The sequence below is a fragment of the Chthonomonas sp. genome (assembly GCA_016788425.1).
Lineage (GTDB): Bacteria > Armatimonadota > Fimbriimonadia > Fimbriimonadales > Fimbriimonadaceae > JAEURQ01.
Map to the genome: position 1 here is coordinate 187,394 of JAEURQ010000001.1, position 19,222 is coordinate 206,615.

The following is a 19,222-nucleotide window of genomic DNA, read 5'->3' on the forward strand; positions in this document are numbered from 1 at the left end:
CCCATACTAGAGTTCGCCCATGTACGAAAAACTTTTGCGGCCGGTTCTGTTTCGCCTCGATGCTGAGCGGGCGCACAACATGGGGCTTGCCGCCGTAGCGCAGGGGCTGGTCCGCACAAAGTTAGTTTCGGACCCGCGGCTGCGGGTTTCGGTCCTGGGTCTCGACTTTGCGAATCCGCTCGGGTTGGCCGCCGGGATGGACAAGAACGGGGTGGCCGTCAACCATTGGCACCAGCTCGGATTCGGGCACGTGGAAATCGGCACCGTCACCCCGCTCGCGCAGCCCGGAAACCCGCAACCGCGCTTGTTCCGCATTCCCGAAGAGCAGGCAGTGATCAACCGGTTTGGCTTCAACAACGAGGGCGCGGAGGCGATGGCGCGGCGGTTGGCGACGGGTCGCGGCAAACTGCCGCTGGGCATCAATCTCGGCAAGAACAAAGCGACCATCGAGGCGGATGCGCCGAGCGATTACGCCCGCGGTTACGCGGCCCTGGCCTCGCACGCCGACTACGTGACGGTGAATGTGAGTTCGCCGAACACGCCGGGATTGCGCTCGCTGCAAGACATCGGCGTGCTGCGCGCGATCGTCGAGGCGATGCACTCGGCCAGCGACATCCGGCGACCGATCTTGCTCAAACTTGCGCCCGATTTAGACGCGCCCGAAATCAAGGAAATCTGTGAATCCGCGCGCTCGCTGGGGTTCGCCGGACTCATTCTCAGCAACACGACGATTCGCCGCGACCTGCTGAGTCGCGACCCCGGCGAGGCGGGTGGCCTGAGCGGACGCCCGCTCCGTGACTTCGCCCAGCAAGTCTTGGAGCAAGCGCGGCAACACACGGACCTGCCGATCATCGGCGTGGGCGGAATCTTTTCGGCGGCCGACGTGCTGAATCGCCTGGGCGCGGGCGCAAGCCTGGTGCAGCTTTACACGGGCTGGGTGTACGGCGGGCCGGGCACGTGTCCCCGAATCCTGCTCGACATTCTCGACGTGATGAAGCAGCGCGGAGCAAATTCGTTGTCCGAGCTGTTGGCGCAGTCATAATAGGGGTTCGCTCGTGAAGCCGTATCCCCGCACCTGGATGGAAGTTGACTTGGCCGCCCTGCGCCATAACGTGGCGGTGATTCGACAGACCATTGGGGCCGACCACAAACTCGGCTTGGTCGCCAAGGCCGACGCGTACGGCCACGGACTGGTGCCAGTCGGGCGGTTCGCCATTCAAAACGGGGTGGACTGGCTTTGCGTCGCCACCGTGCAAGAAGGCATCGCGCTACGCGACGCGGGCATCGAAGCTCCGCTGCTGGTGCTTAGCCCGATCTTGCCCATTGAGGCCGAGCAGGCTGTGTTCTACCGCTTGCGCGTGCAGGTGGAAGACATGCTCGTGGTGGACGCCCTCAGCGAGGCGGCCCTCCGCCAGGACACCAAGGCGCACGTTCACTTGAAGGTGGACACCGGGATTAGCCGGTTCGGCGCGACTCCGGTCGAAGCGAGTGACCTCGCGATCGCCATCAGCCGCACCGAAGGGATCGACCTGGAGGGTATCAGCACGCACTTTGCCGACTCCGCGAACGACCCCGAGCGTACGGCGGGGCAGATGCGCAAGTTTCAGGCGGTGCTCGATGTGTGCCGCTCGCAGGGCATTCATTTTCGCGTGATTCACGAGGCGAATAGCGCGGGGACGATTCGATTTCCTGCCGCTCGGCAGCAACTGGTTCGCGTCGGTATCGCGGCGTACGGCATCAATCCGTACGGGCTGGAAGTGGCCCAGCCGCTCGTTCCGGTGATGACCTGGAAGGCGCGCATTATGGGAATCCGGACTCGTCCCGCCGGGACTTGGGTGAGCTACGGCAGCACGCGGCAACTCGATCGGAACACCCGGATCGCGACGCTCGGCGTTGGTTACGGCGACGGCTATCCGCGGGGGCTCAGCAACACCGGGGCGGTGCTGGTCGGTGGAGCGCGATGCGCGGTCCTCGGGCTGGTTTGCATGGACCAGATCCTGGTGGACGTCACCGATGTGGCGGCAGAAGTCGGCGATGACGCCGAACTCTTGGGGAAGTCAATCTTGGTGCCCGAGCTCGCGGCTCAGTTGGAGACCAATTCGCACGAGGTCATCACCCGTATCATGAGCCGGGTGCCGCGCCGGTACATCCACCCTGCGGGCTAACAAAAAGCGGACCCTAGTCAGCAAGGGGAGAGAGCGCCAACATCAGGTCCACTTTCAGTATTGCCGTTTTTTGACCGGGAATTGGCAGAGAATTCTAAAACTTTGGGACTTGCCCGAACAAAAAAAGGCTAACGCTTAACAACGTTATGATCTTCCGAAATGTTCACTAACATTCTTTGCAACAATGTTCGCAAGATGCAACTTCAATTTTTTATGTAGGACCCTGGTCAACAAGGGGAGAGAGTCGACCTCGGGCCCTATTGAGTTTTAGCCCATTCAACGAATATCTTAGTTGAAAATTTTAGCGCATGGGGTCAAAGTTGGCACAAATGCGCTGAATAGCGCAATTTGAGCCGAAATCCGATTAAGGGGAGAGTGAATCGGAACTCCGGCCCACTAATCTCGTACCACAATATCGTTATTGCGTCCCTAATTTCTGTCTAAATCTTAACAATTCACAAGGAGCCGCTGACGTCTCGGAGAGGGTAAGGGCCGCCATTAGCTCCTCATGATGTGCTGATAACAAGGTCAACAAGTGGAGCCTTCGGGTTGTACGGGGAGAGGTGTCAAACCTTCCAGCTCCGAGTTGTATGACGACTATTTTGCCGCCATGGGGGGCAAAAGCCTGGTTTGCGGCCCGGAATCGGGACCCCGTTAGGACCGAATCCTAAACACTGCCAAAGATTGTTCGCAACATTTTTAGAATTACGGCGGGCACAGAAAAGTTCGGCGGGTATTGGCCGCCGAACTCGTGGTTTGTGAAGAGCTTGCGCTTAGTTGTCGCTGTAGAGATAGAACTCGTACGGGTGCGGACGCAGGTCCATCGCATCGCACTCGACCTTGAGCTTGTACTCGATATAGGTTTCGATAAGGTCCTTGGTGAACACGTCGCCCTTCAGCAGGAAGTCGTGATCGTTCTTCAGCGCGTCCAGCGTGAGTCGAAGCGAACCCGGGGTTTGGGCGATGTTCTTCTTCTCGGCGGCGGGCAGTTCGTACAGGTCCTTGTCCATCGGCTTCGGCGGCTCAATCTTGTTCTGAATCCCGTCAATGCCAGCCATCATGCACGCGGCAAACGCCAGGTACGGGTTGGCCATGGGGTCCGGAGCGCGGAACTCGATACGCTTGGCCTTGCGCGATTTGCTCTGCACCGGAATGCGGACGCACGCGCTGCGGTTGCGGCTGGAGTACATCAGGTTGATCGGCGCTTCGTAACCCGGCACCAGGCGTCGGTACGAGTTGGTCGTCGGCGCGCAGATGGCGAGCAAGGCGGGAGCATGCTTGAGGATGCCGCCCACATACCAGCGCGCGGTGTCGCTGAGTCCGCCGTAACCCGCGTCGTCGTACATCAGCGTGTCGCCGTTCTTCCAAAGCGACATGTGAATGTGCATGCCCGAGCCGTTATCGCCAAAGACCGGCTTCGGCATAAAGGTCGCTGCGAGGCCGTAATTGTAGGCCACGTTCTTGATGACGTACTTGTACATCTGCATCCGATCGGCCATGGTGAGCAGCGTGTCGAAGCGCATGTCGATTTCCATTTGGCCGGCCGCGCCGACCTCGTGGTGGTGCATTTCGGTATGGATGCCGAGGTCCAGGAGCGTGAGCATCATTTCGCTGCGCACATCTTGGTATTTGTCGCTCGGTGCACACGGATAGTAGCCACCCTTCGGGCGGTGCGTAAAGCCAATGCTGTCCTCTTCGCCCGAGTTCCAATAGGCTTCGGGGCTGTCCACTTCGAAGAACGAACCGTGCGATTCGTTGGCGTAGCGCATCTTGCTGAACAGGAAGAATTCGGCTTCGGGGCCGAAGAAGGCGGTGTCGGCGATGCCAGTTGTGCGCAGATACTGCTCGGCCTTTTTGGCGACGTAGCGCGGATCGCGGCTGTAAGGCTCGCGGGTGATCGGGTCTTCGATGTTGCAGATGATGACCGCGGTGGGGTGCTCGGCGAACGGATCCATGAAGATGGTGTCGGCTTCCGGAATCAGCAGCATGTCCGATTCGTTGATCGCTTGGAACCCGCGGATGCTCGATCCATCGAAGCCCAATCCTTCTTCAAAGGTGTCTTCAGTGAAATCGGTCGCCGCGATGGTGAAGTGCTGCCATTGACCGAAGAGGTCCGTGAATCGAATGTCGACGAGACGAGCTTCGTTGTCGTGCACGAACTGCACAGCTTCTTTTATTGTCATTTTTTCTCCGTGGTTGAACCAGAGCACCAGCGATCCAGCTACGGAATTACAGTATCCCTCAAAGGCACCCGCGAAACTACGTGGAAGTTTGTGTCTTTTCCACCGTCAGCCGATGCTGTCGATAAATTGCTGAAAATACTTGCGCGAATCCCAGGGTCCGGGCGCGGCCTCGGGGTGATATTGGATGCTGCTGGCGCGTTCGTTGACCAGCCGAATGCCTTCCACCGTCCCGTCGTTCAGGTTCACCTGGGTGATCTCCGCGCCGGTGCCGGCGAGCGAGTCGGGGTCCACCGCAAATCCGTGGTTCTGCGAGGTGATCGTAACCGTGCCGTCAAGGAGGTCTTTCACCGGGTGATTACTGCCACGGTGCCCAAACTTCATTTTGTAGGTGCTTCCGCCGACGGCATGACATAGCAGCTGATTGCCGAGGCAAATGCCGAACAGCGGTTTGCGACCGATGAGGCTGCGCACGGTTTCGATGACGTCGTTGAGGCGGGCCGGGTCGCCCGGGCCGGGGCTGAGCAATACCGCATCGGGGTTCCACTCCAAAATCTCATCCGCGGGCGTGAGCGCAGGAACCACGAGGGTCTTCACGCCGAGCGCGGCGAACCGGCGGAGTATGTTGTATTTAAGGCCGCAGTCGATGGCGATGATGCGCGCCTTGGCCGGGCCCTCTTGCCATTCGCTGATGCTCTCTCGTCCGACGGAGCCCCAAGAGTACGGCACTTTGGTGGTGACAGTCCGCACGTACTCGCGGTCTTGGTAAGCCTGTGCGCCTTGCAATCGAGCCACCGCGCCTTCGGGCTCCGGCGTGATCATGCCCATGGTAGCGCCGCGCTCGCGGATGGCCAAAGTGATGGCGCGGGTATCAATGCCAGCGATGCCGGTGAGATTGCGCTCCGCCATGAGCGTGCTCATACTTTTGTTCGAGCGCCAGTTGCTGGGTTGCTCGCAGATTTCGCGGACGATAACCCCGCTCGGCTGCAGACGATCGGATTCGAAGTCGTCTTCGTTGATGCCGTAGTTGCCGATGAGCGGGTAGGTGAAGTTGACGATTTGCCCGGCGTAGCTAGGGTCGGTGAGGATTTCTTGGTAGCCGGTCATGCCGGTGTTGAACACGACCTCGCCAACGGTTTCTTGCTGGCCGCCGAAGGAAACCCCTTCAAAGACCTCGCCCGTGCCCAGCACCAAGTACGCCTTCACCGGAGAGTCAGGATACCAGACCCCCTTAAGGTTGCGAAACCGGGCGCGCTACTTCTTGTCGGGGAACCACTTCACGTGCCCGTCTGCGAATGCCACTGCGCGGCCACCGGGGCCGGGCATAAAGCCTAGTTCGGTCTCCGCCGGATTTTCGATCGTTAGGAAATTACGTGGTCCCCTGTACGTGAACGTGAAGCCATTGAGGATTGACAGGTCCCTGATGTACGGGCCAACCTGACTGAGCTGAAAATTCTCCGGTAACAGATCATCGTTATCGCTCAGGAAAATCAGGAGGGCAAGCGCGGATTGCTTGGCGTCTGACATCGCCTTGGTTTTGGCCGCGGCGTTGGCCATCGCAGCTTCTTCTTCAGGCGTAAGTCGATTGATATCGCAGCTAAACACGTGGGCTTGCGACATGTAGATCAGTCGCTTTCCATCACTGGAAATCATGGCCGAGATCACGCCGCTCGCGACGACCGCGCCGGGGGATTCGGGCGAAGTCGAGAGTTGCAAGACATTGCCGATAAGGTCATTTTTCTCGCCTTCGAACGCCGGTGCGAAAACCACGCTTAAAGGGCCCGGCTTTGGCCTCTCCAACATGGGCATGGTGTAGTTGACCCACCCAGAGGGGCTCCAAGCGCGGGCGGTTTGTTTCTTAAACGATTGGGCGATCAGCTGGTCTTCGCTCATCAAGAACTGAGTCTGATTATCGGGCATGTCGGCGGGGGGAGCCAACTTAGCGGCGGCACTTGCCGACCAGGCCCGCGAATAGTAGTTCATTTCACGGTCGTAAAGGAAAAGCGTTTTGGAATTTCGCGAGTATCCGATGAGATAGAAATCGGGAGGAATCTCGGTCTGTTGGCCCGTAAGCAAGTCGTAGGCGTACTGCTTTCCGCTAAGCGTGCGGATGCTCGCCAGGTCTGTCTGGATATCATCGAGGTTCGCGGCTTCGGAAACAACGAGTTGCGGGAGCCGAACGATAAACGATCCGCTTGCCGAAGGAACTCGCGCCCAAATTGGCATTGGCGGTGGCGTTTGCGCGAAACCCACGGAGCCCAACAAGACTAGAAACGCCGAAGCGGAGAGCAGCTTCATACCATTTCGACGGACGCAAGCCAAGGAAGTGTTCGCACTGGCGAGCAACTTGCTACGTTAGAATAGTAGCGATGGACGAGCTTAGCCCCCGAAAGAAGATGATCCTCGGCGCGGTTGTGGTGGAGTACATCGATTCAACCGAACCAGTGGCGAGCGAGACGGTGCTGAACAAGTACAACCTGAACGTGAGCTCGGCCACGGTCCGCAATGAGTTTGCCGACCTCAGCGAGTTGGGTTATCTGGCCAAACCCCACACCAGCGCGGGCCGCATTCCCAGCGACCGCGGGTACCGCTACTTTGTGGATTTCATGCGGCAGCCGCAAGACGTGGGCGCCGACGACCACGCGAAAATGCGCAAGGTCACTCGCGATGGTGACGTCCTACAAACCGTTCTGCGCGACACGATTCGCCTGCTGAGCCGCTCGACGATGCTCCTGAGCGGAGCCACGATTAGCCGCAACACCAAAATCAAAGTTCGGCACGCGGTGATCTCCGCGCTTGGCCCGGGCTCGGCGCTGCTGGTGCTCATGCTCAGCAACGGGCACGTCGAAAACCGCATGGTCGAGCTTCCCGCGGGAACCACTCTGGAGCAAATTGGCGAATGCAACCATTTGGTGAGCGAACTCGTGAGCGGCAAGACGCTGCGCGAGGTGATGGCCCTTAAGAGTGCCGCGCCCGGCGTGGGACCGCTCGCCACGGTTCTGAGTCAGATTCGCACGATCGCCAAAGACCTCACCAAGGGCGCGCTTCTCACTGAGGGCAGCGAGTTCCTCATGGGGCAACCGGAGCTTCAACGCGACGAGCGGCTCTTCCCGTTGCTCGTGCAAGCGCTGCAAGATGACGAAGGCTTCTATCAGCAGCTCGGCGACTCGGCGCACGAGGTGACGATCGGCAGCGAAAACGCCGACCAGCGCTTGCAGCCGTTCACCATCATACGGCGCAGTTTTTTCGTGGGCGACGACGAGGCGGGCACCGTCGCCGTGGTCGGCCCGACGCGCCTCAACTACAATCGCAACCTCAGCTACGTCGAGTTCACGGCCCGCGCGATTAGCGACATGCTCAACCGGATTCGCTAATCTTTGCCGGTCGCGTCGTGGAGCGCTCGCTCCAGTCGTCTGTCGGGCACGAGCCACATGAGCGCGACGCCAATGTAGAGGGCAATCCCCACGATTGGCTGCCACACCGACGCGCCGATTCCGACCGCGTAGATCAAGAGCGACACTCGGCCTTTCACGTCATCGCCAATTGCCTCGTGGAGCACCGAGCCGCGTCCGTGATGGCAAATCAGGGCATGAGTGAGAATCCAGTACGCCACGCCGGCCATCAGCAACACCATTCCGTAGGCGATCACGGGACCGCGGTGGTTCAGTCCTTCGGCATTGACCCAGGCGGTCATAAACGGGAACAGGCTGAGCCAAAACAGCAGATGCATGTTGGCCCAGAGCACGCGCCCGTTCACCGACTTCACCGCTTGCATCAGGTGGTGGTGATTGTTCCAATAGATTCCCACGTAAATGAAGCCAAGCAAGTACGAAAACAGGGTCGGCAAGGAGTGCGAGAGATCCTTGAGTTCGGCCCCGCCGGGCTCCTTGAGCTCCAGCACCATGATCGTGATGACGATGGCGAGCACGCCATCGGAAAAGGCCTCGAGGCGTGTTTTTGTCATCCCCAGTGCATCTCGTTGTCGCCGGCCAGCGATTGATACACCGCAAATTGGCCCATGTGATAGAGGTTGTGCACCGCAATGAACTGCAAATATTCGTAGAGTGAATCGGGCTTGTCCTGCCCCGGAATCTCCACGTCCACGCCGAAGTCTTCGGTGGCACGAATGAGCTCGATCATCGGCTGCAGCGACGCACGGAAGTCGGCGATGCCGGCGGCCTTGTCGCCGTAACCTTCGGGCGCAATGGCCCACGGCGAACCCTCGGGCGGAGGCGCAAGCTCGGTTTTGCAGACTCGAGTGAACGCCCGGCGATTAATCGCCGCGCATTCGTACACGATGTCGCGGGGAACGCGGGCCACTCCGCCCGGGCTTGTCGAGTAGGTGGTCTCGCTAAGCGCCCCGACCATGGCGGGGAAGGTCAGCAATATTCGCTCGTACAAAGAGAGCAACGCGGCCTGGGGGTTCATGCCGAAAGCCTACCACCGAGTCGGCGGGTAGTACAATCTCGGCTGTAATGGAACCGATCTCTTCGCAGGTCAACCTCAACGACGAGGACTTTCGTGTCAACCGCGAGCGCATGGACGCCATCATGGCCGAGTATCGGCAACGGATGGCCCGGGCGATGGCGGGCGGCGGCGAGGAGGCGCTGGCCAAGCACAAGAAGCGCGGCAAGCTCACGGCCCGCGAGCGAATCGAGCGGCTTCTTGATGAAGGGGCATCGTTCCTGGAGTTCTCCACCTTGGCCGCCGAGGACATGTACGGCGGGGACGCGCCGGGCGCCGGGGTTGTCACGGGCATCGCCCGGGTGCATGGCCGCGAGTGCGTGGTGGTGGCCAACGACGCCACCGTGAAGGGCGGAACCTACTTCCCGATGACGGTGAAGAAGCACCTTCGCGCCCAGGAAATCGCCCTCGAAAACCATCTGCCTTGCATCTACCTGGTGGATTCGGGCGGCGCGTTTCTGCCGTTGCAAAGCGAAGTGTTTCCCGACCGCGACCACTTCGGCCGGATTTTTTACAACCAAGCTCAAATGGCCGCGCGCAAGATTCCGCAGATTGCGGCCGTAATGGGCTCGTGCACCGCGGGCGGTGCTTATGTGCCCGCGATGAGCGACGAAACCGTTATTGTCCGCGGCCAAGGGACGATCTTTTTGGGCGGACCGCCCTTGGTGAAGGCGGCGACCGGGGAAGTGGTGAGTGCTGAAGACCTCGGCGGCGCGGTCGTTCACACCGGAGTGAGTGGCGTGGCCGATCACCTGGCCGAGGATGACGAGCACGCGCTGGAGATCATCCGCAATATCATCGAAACGCTCGGCGAAAAGCGCGACGCGCGCGAGCCTTATCCGGCGGAAGACCCGATGTTTCCGGTCGAGGACCTCTACAGCCTCGTGCCGAGCGACAGCAAGCACCCGATGCAGATGCGCGAGGTGCTGGCTCGGGTTGTGGATGGCAGCAAGTTTCAGGAGTTCAAGGCCAACTACGGCAAGACGCTCATCTGCGGTTTCGCCCGGTTTCATGGCCACCTTGCGGGCGTGTTGGCGAACGACGGAATCCTCTTCAGCGAGTCCGCGCAGAAGGGCGCGCACTTCATCGAGCTTTGCTGCCAACGCCGCATCCCGATTGTGTTTTTGCAGAACATCACCGGGTTTATGGTCGGCAAAAAGTACGAGAACGAAGGCATTGCCAAGCACGGCGCGAAGCTGGTGACGGCGGTCTCAACGGCCAATGTGCCGAAGTTCACGGTCATCATCAACGGGTCGTACGGAGCGGGGAACTACGGGATGTGTGGGCGGGCATATCAGCCTCGCCAACTCTGGATGTGGCCTAACGGGCGCATCAGCGTGATGGGCGGCGAGCAGGCGGCCAACGTGTTGCTGACGGTGAAAATGGATCAAATGGAAGCCAAGGGCGAGAGTATGTCGCCCGACCAACAAGCCGAGTTCCGCGCTCCGACGCTCAAGAAGTACGAGGACGAATCGAGCGCTTACTTTGCGACGGCGCGCCTGTGGGACGACGGCATTATCGACCCCGTGGATACGCGCCGCGTGTTGGCCATGGGCATCGAAGCCGCGCAAAATCTCGAGATTCCCGAAGCGGGATTCAGCATGTACCGGATGTAGCGGCTACTTCAGCTGGACGCAGCGAAAGCCTTCGGCCATCGCCACGCCGAATCGTTTGCCGGTGCTGCGGCCCTGATCGCCGACCGACTGGACGATGCGATCCAATTTCGTGCCGAATTGACTGGCATGGATCGCCAGCAGCTTTTGCTTTTGCGGCCACAACTCGCTGGAGTCGAACCCGTAGTTGGGTGCCATCGTGCTGAACAGCAGGCACCACATCGGACGGCCCGTCGCTCGGGCCGCGGCCATGGAAATCACGCCCGCCCGACGGTGATCGCGGTGGCTCAGGCGCGGTGGGTAATCCGAGTCAAACGCAAGGATGTAGTCCGGCTGCAGTCGCTCAATCGCCTGCTTCACCGCGGCGATGGTGGCGTCGTCCACCGTGATGCGAGCATCGGGCCGGCCCAGGAATTCCACTCCTTGCCCACGCCAGGCTTTGCTGGCGTTCTGCGCTTCGAGGCGGCGGGTTACACGATTCTCCGCGGCGTTGGTCAGCGGGCCGTAGTAACCCTTATCGCCGTCGGAAATGATGACCTGGTGAATCTTGGCCGTCTCGCCGAGTTTGGTGAGGAAACTCCCGATGTAGTATTCCGAGTCGTCGGGGTGAGCCGTAATCAGCAGCACCTTAGTGTCCTTAGCAAACAAGCGATCGACATCCGGCGAGACCGGCGGATTGTTCGCCGGGAGTTTGCGCTTGATCAAGTCAAACTCGTAGGGTTGCCACAAAAACGCGCCGTAAAGGCCCAAGAGAATTCCGCCTAACAGCATGCCCAACCGCCGCCATAACTTGCGGCGTTTCAAGTGCTTTTCGGTGGGCAAGGGGGCGTCCATCAACTCATACTACGCGATCCAAAAAAATCCCCACCCTTGCGGATGGGGAACTTCATCTGTGCTGTTGCTTTTTGTTCGAGAGGAGAGGTCAGTTAAGCTTTGCTTGCATGCGCGGAGTTGCCGGCACGCAGTCGACTTGGGCGAAGCGCGGAGCGAGAAGGTAAATGTTCTCCCCGACTTCTTCCCAGTGGCCTTCTTGGGCGTAGTTCACGCCGGCCATAAAGTCCTTGATCTTTTCGCGGGTGGGGGCATCGGCGGCACACAGATTGAGAATCTGTTGGCGACCTTGCTTCAGTCCGTCCGCCGCGGCCACGGCATCGTTAAACGACACGACTTGGCGACGAACCACAACGGTGTATTGCGGTGCTTCGGTGATGCGAAGTCGGGGAGCGGTGTGAGGCACGTCGTTTTCCTCGATATCTTCTACGACGGAACCGCGGTTAAAAAATGATGAGAATTTAGAGAAAAATCCTGTACGTTCCTCTTCTTCGTCGATGACGTATGCGCGTTCTTCCATGATTGCCATGTCCTTCCTTAGACCCTAACGATCGCCGAAGATTGCTGAACCGACTCGGATGTGTGTAGATCCTTCCTGGATCGCCATCTCGTAGTCTCCACTCATTCCCAAACTCAACCACTTTCCCGGGCACTGTTCAAGGAGTTTTCGCATCTTGCGAAAGTGGTTCCTCATCTGCTCCGGTTCTGCTTGAGCGGGTCCGATGGTCATCAGCCCTCTTAGCCGAACGTGATCGTAAGTTAGCACGGTATTTATAACGGTGTCAAGGGCCTCGGGAAAAATTCCACTTTTTTGTGGCTCTTGAGCGATATTCACCTGCAAAAGCACGTTAGTCGGCTCGTCGCGCTTGGATAATTCTAAGATTTGGGACTCGCTCTCCAGCGAGTGGATCAGCGTACAGACCTCGGCAATTCGGCGAATCTTGTTGCTTTGCGCCTTGCCGATAAAGTGCCATCGGATATCGGCGGGAAGCTGCGCCGCCTTGGGCTCTAGCTCCTGCCAGCGACTCTCGCCAAAATCGCGATGGCCCGCGTCGTACGCCGCTTGGATGGCGGCCACCGGAAACGTCTTGCTCACCGCGATGAGCGTGACATCTGCGGGGTCCCGGCCCACCGACTCGCAGGCTGCCGCCATCCGTTCGTGCGTGGCGCGAAGGCGGGCGGCGATGCTCATGTCGGCTATTGTGACGCGTTCGCCATAATGAGGCGGTGAACTTGGACCGCGAAAACTTTCTCCGCTTAGCCGCGGCGGGCAAGCCGATTCCGCTGGTTCAGGACCTTCTCGCCGATGTCGAAACGCCGCTCAGCGTGTATTGGAAACTGGCGCAGGGCGAGACCCACAGCTTCCTTTTGGAATCGGTCACCGGCGGCGAACAGGTGAGCCGCTACTCCATGATCGGCGTCGCGCCGAAGGCCGTGGCGCGAGTGCGCGGCGGTCAGGCCCGCATCGAAGGCGGGTCATCGGAGACCCTCCCCGAGGGTCAGGACCCGTTGCACTTTCTGAAGCAGCATCTCGGCGAGAGCGTGGAGCATGTGCCGGGTCTGCCCAAGTTTGTCGGTGGTGCGGTGGGTGTGCTCAGCTACGACTTTGTGCGGTACCTGGAAGACCTTGGCCCCGGCCCGACCGACGATCTCAATCTTGACGATCTCGCGATGATGCTCACCTCGCAGGTGGTGGTGTTCGATCACGCCAAGAACCTCATCCGCGTGATCGTGCTGGCCGACCCTACCGCCGAGGGCTACGAGACAGCCACGGCCCAGATTCAGAGCATCGAAGCCAAGCTCGCGCAACCGTTGCCGCCGCTGCCGGAGGGTCGCTACCCCTCGCATCCGGTCGAAAGCAACGTGCAGCAGGCCGACTTTGAGGCCGCGGTCCGCACGATCAAGGAGTACATTGCCGCGGGCGACGGCGTGCAAATGGTGCCCAGCCAGCGCTTGCGGACAAAGCTGGATGCTCACCCGCTCACGGCCTATCGCGCGCTCCGTAGCCTCAATCCCTCGCCGTACATGTTCCTCATGCGGTTTGGCGACTTCGACCTGGTCGGAGCGTCGCCCGAAATCTTGGTGAGTCTCAACGGCGACGAAGCTCGAGTACGGCCCATCGCCGGGACGCGGTGGCGAGGGGCGAGCGAAGCCGAAGATGATCGCCTGGCCGAAGAACTTCTCGCCGACGAAAAAGAGCGCGCCGAGCACGTGATGCTCATTGACCTGGGCCGGAACGACCTGGGCCGAGTGTGCGTGCCCGGGACGGTGCGTCCGCACGACCTCATGGTCATCGAGCGGTACAGCCACGTGATGCACATCGTCAGCGACGTCCGGGGGCAATTGCAACCGGGGCTCGACGCATTCGATCTTGTGCGCGCGACGTTCCCGGCGGGCACGGTTTCGGGCGCGCCCAAGGTGCGCGCCATGCAGATTATCGATGAGTTGGAGCCGAATCGGCGCGGCCTCTACGCGGGCGCGGCGGGCGTGTTCTCGCGCTCAGGCGAGGTGGACCTCGCGATCATTCTGCGGACAATCGTGATCAAGGACGGATACGCCTACGTGCAAGCGGGCGCGGGCGTGGTTTACGATTCCGACCCGACTAAGGAGTATGAGGAAACCCTCAACAAAGCCCGCGCATCGCTGCGCGCAATTGAACTGGCGCAGGCCGGTTTACAAAAAAGTTAGCGCGTCGGGAACTGTTTCCGCAGCCGCCTTGTTGTCCTTATCAGAAGCTCATAGTTCTTCCTCATCAACCTCTCGAAATGGCAACCGGTTTCTCCTTTCCGGTTGCCTTTCACTTTGTTTGAGGCTAAACGAGCGACCGGTATACTGGTCAATATGAATAGCTTCGGCACCCAAACTTCGTTTCGGTCCGGCGAATCCACCGCCACCATCTACTCGCTAGCCAAGCTGAAAGAGCAGGGTCACAACCTGAGCCGCCTGCCGGTGACGATGCGGATTCTGCTGGAGATGCTCCTCCGCACCGAAGACGGCGTGAGCGTGACGAAGACCGACATCGAAAGCGTGCTGAAGTGGGACGCCAAAGCCGAACCCAGTAAGGAAATCGCCTTCACCCCCGCCCGGGTACTGCTGCAGGACTTCACGGGCGTGCCGTGCGTGGTGGACCTCGCGAGCATGCGCGACGCGATGGCGCGTTTCGGTGGCGACCCGGCGAAGATCAACCCGCTGCAGCCGGTCGAGCTCGTCATTGACCACTCGGTGCAGGTGGACGCGTACGGGAGCGATGCCGCTCTGCAAATCAACCGCGACCTCGAGTTTCAGCGCAACCAAGAGCGATACGAGTTCTTGCGCTGGGGTCAAACGGCGTTCGACAATTTTAAGGTGGTGCCGCCCAACACGGGCATCGTCCACCAGGTCAATCTCGAATTTCTGGCCCGGGTCGTTTTTGTGAACAAGGACGGCGTCGCCTACCCCGACACGCTCGTCGGGACGGACAGTCACACGACCATGATCAACGGTCTCGGCGTGCTTGGCTGGGGCGTCGGCGGCATCGAGGCCGAAGCCGCAATGCTCGGTCAACCGAGCTCGATGCTGTTGCCACAAGTGGTGGGCTTCAAGCTCACGGGCGCGCTCCGCGAAGGCGTCACCGCCACCGACCTGGTGTTGACCGTGACCGAAATGCTGCGCAAGCACGGCGTGGTTGGTAAGTTTGTCGAATTCTACGGCGCCGGGATCGCCAACATGCCTCTGGCCGACCGCGCGACGATCGCCAACATGGCGCCGGAATACGGCGCGACCTGCGGCTTCTTCCCCGTGGACAAGGAGACGCTGCGCTATCTGCGGGTTTCGGGTCGAGACGAAAGCCTGATTCAAGCCACCGAGGATTACTTCCGCCTTCAGGGCCTGTTCCACGAGCCCGGCTACGCCGAGCCGGATTTCAGTAGCTATCTTGAGCTCGATCTCGCTTCGGTTGTGCCCAGCGTGGCCGGACCCAAGCGTCCGCAAGACCGTATTGTCCTGGCCGATACGCCGAGCAGCTTCCGAGCGGCGTTTCCGGAGGTTGGCGGCGACCCCAGCAAGCTCAGCCATGGCAGCATCGTCATCGCCGCGATTACCAGCTGCACCAACACGAGCAACCCCAGCGTGATGGTCGCGGCGGGCTTGGTCGCTCGCAAGGCGAACGCTCGTGGCCTCAAGCCCAAGAGCTGGGTCAAGACGTCACTCGCCCCCGGCAGTAAGGTCGTCACGGAGTACCTGACGCACAGCGGCCTGTTGGAAGATCTCAACGCGGTGGGGTTCAACGTGGTCGGCTACGGCTGCACCACCTGTATCGGCAACTCGGGCCCGCTGCCCGAAGCCATCAGCAAGGAAGTCAACGACCACAGCCTTGCGGTGGCGAGCGTGCTCTCGGGCAACCGCAATTTTGAAGGCCGGGTGAACGCCGACGTCAAGGCGAACTACCTCATGTCGCCGCCGCTCGTTGTTGCCTATGCGTTCGCGGGCAGCATTTACACGGACCTCACGAAGGAGCCGCTGGGCACCGACGCCGACGGCAACTCGGTTTACCTTAAGGACATTTGGCCGACCCAGCAAGAGGTGGCCGACGTCATCCAGGCGAGCATCAATCGCGAGATGTTCCAGCGCACCTACGAAGGCGTTTTCGCCGGCGACGAGGCTTGGCAAAACATCCAAGTGACGGGCGGCGAACGGTTCAACTGGTCGGATAGCTCCACCTACGTGAAGCAAGCCCCCTACTTTGACGACATGGAGAAGGAAGCGCCGACCCGCGTGAGCGAACTCACCGGTCTGCGATGCCTGGCGATTCTCGGCGATTCGATTACGACCGACCACATTTCTCCGGCGGGAAGCATCAAGGCGACCAGCCCGGCGGGGGCGTATCTCACCGAGCGCGACGTGCCGGCCCACCTGTTCAACTCCTACGGTTCGCGCCGTGGGAATCACGAAGTGATGGTGCGAGGAACGTTCGCCAACATCCGCATTAAGAATCAGCTGGCGCCAGGCACGGAAGGCGGCGTGACCACCTATCTTCCGACCGGCGAAGTGATGAGCATCTACGACGCGGCGATGAAGTATCGGGCGCAGAACGTCGGCACCGTGGTGCTGGCGGGCAAGGAATATGGCTCCGGCTCAAGTCGCGACTGGGCCGCCAAGGGTCCGCACCTGCAAGGCATCAAGATGGTCATCGCCGAGAGCTTTGAGCGGATTCACCGTTCGAATCTGGTGGGAATGGGCGTGTTGCCGCTGCAGTTTGCGGCGGGCGAAAATGTCGAATCGCTCGGTCTCACGGGCCAGGAAGTCTTCGAACTCGTCGGGCTTGGCGACGCCGTCGCGAGCAACTTCGCGGGTGGCAAAACGTTGACCGTACGCGCCGACGGCAAGGAGTTCCAAGTGACCTGCCGCATTGACACCCCGAAGGAAGTGGAGTACTACCTGCACGGCGGAATTCTGCAGTACGTGCTGCGCCAGCTTCTGGCGAGCTAACCTACCAAAAAAGCCCCGCGGAGTTTCCGCGGGGCCTTTTTGTGCCTGTCTCAGGCTCGGCGCTTGCGAGCGAGGAGCAAGGCGCCAGCGGCCAACGCGGCCAGCGAACCCGGTTCGGGCACGGCGGTCACGCGGACATTGTCGAGCGACCAAGATTCGTCGGTCGCGTCTTGCAGATTGTTGCCGAAGAAGTTGAGCGCCAACGTGGACGAACTGAGGTTGAGGTTGAACGTCAGGTCGTAGTATGTGTCCTTCGCGTCAACGTCCCAGCTAAACTGCCCCAGATCAAGTCCGTTGAAACCGGTCATCCCGGTTCGCGCTAGGTAGGTGCCAACCGGTGCGCCTTGGCCACCGAAGCTTTGACCCTGCGACGTGTAAGGCTCATAAGGCACGGAGCCGCCGTTGGTCGAAACGTTGTTGAAGGTTTCTTGGAAGAAGGTCACGCCATCTTGCTTCACGCCGAAGATATCCGGGCCAGCAAGCGGGCCTTGGCCGTCCCAACTGCCGATCGTATACAGGCGGAAACTGAGCGTGTAGGCGCCCGCGCTGAGACCGGTGAGGGTCAGCGTGGTGGACGCGTTGTCGGCAAAGCGGCCGAGCGTGCGCACTCCGGCGCGGGTGACGGAGTTGCCATCGAGGTAGCTGACTGAGGACCACTCGGGCAAGGCACCCCCGGCTTGGAAGTCTTGGAAGTAGGCAAACGACTGGCTAGCAAGAGCGCTGACAAAAACAGAGCAAAAAAGGGCTTTCCTCATGCCTTGATTATAGGGGAAGCGACGCGATTCTGCAACAGTATTTTTGCGGTCCCTAGTTAAGGTTGTTGATGCGAGAGGTAATTGTTCATCTCCTCGATGATTTGCATGCGACGATCCACGATGTTTTGGTTGCTGCCAAACCGAATTTCGGCTCCATTTGCGTCATTGACCACAAGCGCGTGGAGGCGTCGCCGCTCGCTATCGCGGTAGTTGATCTCGGACACCTTTGCCCCCTCGGCAAGCGTGTAGGTTCGGCGTGTGTCGAACGGTCCAAAGTAGCGGTGAATCGTTAGCCGCTGGCCGTCGAGATAGACCTCCTCGTTTTGGCACTTGTCCAGCGACGTACGCACCATGGCCCACGCGCCGACAAACGCCAGGATGCTGCAACCGACCAAGATGAAACTGGTGGGCGCGGTGGCACCGGCGCGGAGGAATAACTCCCACCGAACAAGGAAGGCAATGCCGATCATCATCGAGATGCCGAGGAACGCGCCGCCCACCCGCTCCGGCGCGGCGTTTTCGGTTTTGATTCGCAAGGTCTTAGGCACCACCGACGTGCTTAGTCGCATCTCTTGCCGTGCCTCGCGGTCAGCGAGCGTATCCTGCACCTGGTTGAGGTTGAGAGGCCGCCCCTGGCGCAGATTTTCCATGGCGTCGAGCAAGTCGTAGCGGATGCTGGGCAACTGCTCAAGCGCGGACATGAGCGTTGTTTTGAGTTCTTCACGAACGTCGGGTGACGCCTCAACTTGCGACCAAAGTTGACTCCCGCTTGTTCTCAATTGCTCAATCGAATCCAACCGAGCGCGAAGTTGGTCGCCGCTCAGCGGTTTGTCGTTGAGGATCAGCGGCGCAAACCGGGCAATCCACTGCTCAGATTCGCGTTCGAGGTTTTGATCCATGAGCGTTAAATGGCCGGATGAGTAATGTGATTATTCATCTCGTTCATGATCTCGATTCGCCGACTGATGCTCGTGGCGTAGTGCGCAAACTTCACCACCGAGCCGTTCGCCACGGTGATGCGGAGCGCATTCACCGTCTCATGACCTTGTTGAAAACTGATATCCACAACCCTTGAATCAGGGCCAAGTTTATACTGCTTTGTGCTGTCGTAAAGGCCAAAGTATCGGCGAATGTACAGCGTGTTATCCTCAATCCTAACCTCTTCGTTCACGCAGCCCCGCCACGTTTGGGCGGCCAGCACAAGGAGCGCGATGACAATCAGCACCGCAAACCAAACGGGAATCATTTCATTGGTCGGCAGTTTTTGGGCCGCCGACGCTTCGTCGCTGCAGGATCGAAACATGACAAAGGCGGCCACGAACAGGGTGAAAAGCCATCCAAACACCGACGAGGTTTTCCCAAAACTGGTCTCCGCCGTGTAAACGTTCGGCACGACCGAAGTCGCCACTTCCATTTCCTGACGGGCCTCCCGCTCGGCGAGGGTGTCCTGGAGCTTGTCGAGATTCAGCGGATGTCCTTGCCGCTGGTTCTCGAGCGCGTCGAGCAAGTCGTAGCGGATGCTCGGCAACTGCTCAAGCGCGGACATCAGCGTTGTTTTGAGTTCTTCGCGCACGTCGGGCGACGCCTCAACTTGCGACCAAAGCTGCTTGCCGCTAACTCTCAGTTGTTCAATCGAATCCAGCCGGGCGCGTAGTTGCTCCGCGCTCAGCGGTTTGTCGTTGAGGATCAGCGGCGCGAACCGGGCGACCCACTGCTCAGATTCGCGTTCGAGGTCAGCCATTCCCGCG

General features: G+C 60.1%; 17 protein-coding genes. 6 read left to right on the top strand and 11 right to left on the bottom strand.

From position 1 onward, the window contains the following. The first annotated feature begins 19 nt into the window (after nt 1–19). Together JNJ45_00945 and alr are read left to right on the top strand one after the other, a co-directional pair. The gene (locus JNJ45_00945) at nt 20–1,042 is read left to right on the top strand and encodes a quinone-dependent dihydroorotate dehydrogenase (protein MBL8047223.1); all 1,023 of its coding nucleotides are present in this window, start codon (nt 20–22) and stop codon (nt 1,040–1,042) included. A gap of 13 nt (nt 1,043–1,055) precedes the next feature. Further along, nucleotides 1,056–2,165, top strand: coding sequence for an alanine racemase (gene alr, locus JNJ45_00950; GenBank protein ID MBL8047224.1), 1,110 nt, complete (start codon nt 1,056–1,058; stop codon nt 2,163–2,165). A gap of 773 nt (nt 2,166–2,938) precedes the next feature. Here alr and glnA read toward each other — a convergent pair. The 3 genes from glnA to JNJ45_00965 all read right to left on the bottom strand — a co-directional run bounded on the left by glnA (nt 2,939) and on the right by JNJ45_00965 (nt 6,571). Beyond that, nucleotides 2,939–4,348 (bottom strand): type I glutamate--ammonia ligase, encoded by a 1,410-nt coding sequence (gene glnA, locus JNJ45_00955; protein ID MBL8047225.1) that lies wholly within the window; start codon nt 4,346–4,348, stop codon nt 2,939–2,941. Nucleotides 4,349–4,453: 105 nt separating this feature from the next. After that, nucleotides 4,454–5,551 (bottom strand): glutamine-hydrolyzing carbamoyl-phosphate synthase small subunit, encoded by a 1,098-nt coding sequence (gene carA, locus JNJ45_00960; GenBank protein ID MBL8047226.1) that lies wholly within the window; start codon nt 5,549–5,551, stop codon nt 4,454–4,456. Nucleotides 5,552–5,599: 48 nt separating this feature from the next. Next, nucleotides 5,600–6,571 (bottom strand): hypothetical protein, encoded by a 972-nt coding sequence (locus JNJ45_00965; GenBank protein MBL8047227.1) that lies wholly within the window; start codon nt 6,569–6,571, stop codon nt 5,600–5,602. Nucleotides 6,572–6,714: 143 nt separating this feature from the next. On the opposite strand from JNJ45_00965, the gene hrcA reads away from it, so the two are divergent. Further along, nucleotides 6,715–7,719, top strand: a complete 1,005-nt coding sequence (hrcA, locus tag JNJ45_00970; GenBank protein ID MBL8047228.1) for a heat-inducible transcription repressor HrcA — start codon at nt 6,715–6,717, stop codon at nt 7,717–7,719. Here hrcA and JNJ45_00975 read toward each other — a convergent pair. Then, a complete protein-coding gene (locus JNJ45_00975; protein ID MBL8047229.1) occupies nt 7,716–8,309 on the bottom strand; it encodes a DUF1211 domain-containing protein in 594 nt (197 codons plus the stop codon). The genes hrcA and JNJ45_00975 overlap by 4 nt on opposite strands. Further along, nucleotides 8,306–8,773 carry a hypothetical protein gene (locus JNJ45_00980; protein MBL8047230.1) on the bottom strand — a complete coding sequence of 156 codons (468 nt, stop codon included), beginning with the start codon at nt 8,771–8,773 and terminating at the stop codon, nt 8,306–8,308. Before JNJ45_00980 ends, JNJ45_00975 begins: the two co-directional genes overlap by 4 nt. A gap of 47 nt (nt 8,774–8,820) precedes the next feature. On the opposite strand from JNJ45_00980, the gene JNJ45_00985 reads away from it, so the two are divergent. Next, the gene (locus tag JNJ45_00985; protein ID MBL8047231.1) at nt 8,821–10,425 is read left to right on the top strand and encodes a methylcrotonoyl-CoA carboxylase; all 1,605 of its coding nucleotides are present in this window, start codon (nt 8,821–8,823) and stop codon (nt 10,423–10,425) included. 3 nt (nt 10,426–10,428) lie between these two features. Here the strand turns inward: JNJ45_00985 and JNJ45_00990 are convergent, their stop codons facing one another. The 3 genes from JNJ45_00990 to JNJ45_01000 all read right to left on the bottom strand — a co-directional run bounded on the left by JNJ45_00990 (nt 10,429) and on the right by JNJ45_01000 (nt 12,445). Further along, on the bottom strand, nt 10,429–11,256 hold the full coding sequence (locus JNJ45_00990; GenBank protein MBL8047232.1) for a PIG-L family deacetylase: 828 nt from the start codon (nt 11,254–11,256) through the stop codon (nt 10,429–10,431). A gap of 88 nt (nt 11,257–11,344) precedes the next feature. Then, a complete protein-coding gene (locus JNJ45_00995; protein ID MBL8047233.1) occupies nt 11,345–11,773 on the bottom strand; it encodes a cell division protein SepF in 429 nt (142 codons plus the stop codon). Nucleotides 11,774–11,797: 24 nt separating this feature from the next. After that, nucleotides 11,798–12,445 carry a YggS family pyridoxal phosphate-dependent enzyme gene (locus tag JNJ45_01000; GenBank protein ID MBL8047234.1) on the bottom strand — a complete coding sequence of 216 codons (648 nt, stop codon included), beginning with the start codon at nt 12,443–12,445 and terminating at the stop codon, nt 11,798–11,800. Nucleotides 12,446–12,480: 35 nt separating this feature from the next. Between JNJ45_01000 and trpE the strand changes: the two genes are divergently transcribed. Together trpE and acnA are read left to right on the top strand one after the other, a co-directional pair. Then, the gene (gene trpE, locus JNJ45_01005) at nt 12,481–13,941 is read left to right on the top strand and encodes an anthranilate synthase component I (protein MBL8047235.1); all 1,461 of its coding nucleotides are present in this window, start codon (nt 12,481–12,483) and stop codon (nt 13,939–13,941) included. Nucleotides 13,942–14,094: 153 nt separating this feature from the next. Beyond that, a complete protein-coding gene (gene acnA, locus JNJ45_01010; GenBank protein ID MBL8047236.1) occupies nt 14,095–16,719 on the top strand; it encodes an aconitate hydratase AcnA in 2,625 nt (874 codons plus the stop codon). 50 nt (nt 16,720–16,769) lie between these two features. On the opposite strand, the gene JNJ45_01015 is transcribed toward acnA, so the two are convergent. From JNJ45_01015 to JNJ45_01025, 3 genes are read right to left on the bottom strand one after another with little or no spacing between them, the layout of a single operon-like run. Beyond that, a complete protein-coding gene (locus JNJ45_01015; protein MBL8047237.1) occupies nt 16,770–17,474 on the bottom strand; it encodes a PEP-CTERM sorting domain-containing protein in 705 nt (234 codons plus the stop codon). Nucleotides 17,475–17,530: 56 nt separating this feature from the next. Then, nucleotides 17,531–18,373 carry a hypothetical protein gene (locus JNJ45_01020; protein MBL8047238.1) on the bottom strand — a complete coding sequence of 281 codons (843 nt, stop codon included), beginning with the start codon at nt 18,371–18,373 and terminating at the stop codon, nt 17,531–17,533. 5 nt (nt 18,374–18,378) lie between these two features. After that, complete coding sequence (locus JNJ45_01025; GenBank protein MBL8047239.1) at nt 18,379–19,215, bottom strand: hypothetical protein; 837 nt, start codon at nt 19,213–19,215, stop codon at nt 18,379–18,381. Nucleotides 19,216–19,222: the final 7 nt, after the last annotated feature.

Bases quoted from the DNA above. Each gene is read 5' to 3' on its own strand.
- JNJ45_00945 (MBL8047223.1), top strand. From the start codon at position 20: ATGTACGAAAAACTTTTGCGGCCGGTTCTGTTTCGCCTCGATGCTGAG.
- glnA (MBL8047225.1), bottom strand. From the start codon at position 4,348: ATGACAATAAAAGAAGCTGTGCAGTTCGTGCACGACAACGAAGCTCGT.
- JNJ45_00965 (MBL8047227.1), bottom strand. From the start codon at position 6,571: ATGCCAATTTGGGCGCGAGTTCCTTCGGCAAGCGGATCGTTTATCGTT.
- hrcA (MBL8047228.1), top strand. From the start codon at position 6,715: ATGGACGAGCTTAGCCCCCGAAAGAAGATGATCCTCGGCGCGGTTGTG.
- JNJ45_00975 (MBL8047229.1), bottom strand. From the start codon at position 8,309: ATGACAAAAACACGCCTCGAGGCCTTTTCCGATGGCGTGCTCGCCATC.
- JNJ45_00980 (MBL8047230.1), bottom strand. From the start codon at position 8,773: ATGAACCCCCAGGCCGCGTTGCTCTCTTTGTACGAGCGAATATTGCTG.
- JNJ45_00985 (MBL8047231.1), top strand. From the start codon at position 8,821: ATGGAACCGATCTCTTCGCAGGTCAACCTCAACGACGAGGACTTTCGT.
- JNJ45_00990 (MBL8047232.1), bottom strand. From the start codon at position 11,256: ATGGACGCCCCCTTGCCCACCGAAAAGCACTTGAAACGCCGCAAGTTA.
- JNJ45_00995 (MBL8047233.1), bottom strand. From the start codon at position 11,773: ATGGAAGAACGCGCATACGTCATCGACGAAGAAGAGGAACGTACAGGA.
- JNJ45_01000 (MBL8047234.1), bottom strand. From the start codon at position 12,445: ATGAGCATCGCCGCCCGCCTTCGCGCCACGCACGAACGGATGGCGGCA.
- acnA (MBL8047236.1), top strand. From the start codon at position 14,095: ATGAATAGCTTCGGCACCCAAACTTCGTTTCGGTCCGGCGAATCCACC.
- JNJ45_01015 (MBL8047237.1), bottom strand. From the start codon at position 17,474: ATGAGGAAAGCCCTTTTTTGCTCTGTTTTTGTCAGCGCTCTTGCTAGC.
- JNJ45_01020 (MBL8047238.1), bottom strand. From the start codon at position 18,373: ATGGATCAAAACCTCGAACGCGAATCTGAGCAGTGGATTGCCCGGTTT.
- JNJ45_01025 (MBL8047239.1), bottom strand. From the start codon at position 19,215: ATGGCTGACCTCGAACGCGAATCTGAGCAGTGGGTCGCCCGGTTCGCG.